Origin of the sequence: Hungatella sp. SL.1.14, from assembly GCF_024460495.1 — a bacterium.
Taxonomy (GTDB): Bacteria; Bacillota; Clostridia; order Lachnospirales; family Lachnospiraceae; genus Hungatella; species Hungatella hathewayi.
Genome location: NZ_JANFYJ010000609.1, coordinates 1 through 225, shown reverse-complemented (window position 1 = coordinate 225; position 225 = coordinate 1). Strand labels below are relative to the sequence as shown.

Genomic DNA, 225 nt, shown 5'->3' with positions numbered 1-225 from the left:
GCCGTATCGGAAGGTGCGGCTGGATCACCTCCTTTCTAAGGAAGAAGAAGTAGGGGTTTTAGATACTGTTGAGTCTTGTGTTTCAAAGAAGATAAAAATAATTGAATAAGAAACGCCAAGAAAGACTAGAAATTTCTGGTGCCGATGCGCTTAGGGGAAACACCCGTACCCATCCCGAACACGATGGTTAAGACTTAAGCGGCCGATGGTACTATGCTGGAGACG

The 225-nt window shown here is 45.8% G+C and carries 1 rRNA gene; it reads left to right on the top strand.

The window, feature by feature from the left end:
- Positions 1 to 134 precede the first annotated feature (134 nt).
- Positions 135 to 225: ribosomal RNA gene (rrf, locus tag NE473_RS33405) — 5S ribosomal RNA — on the top strand; the annotation flags it as partial.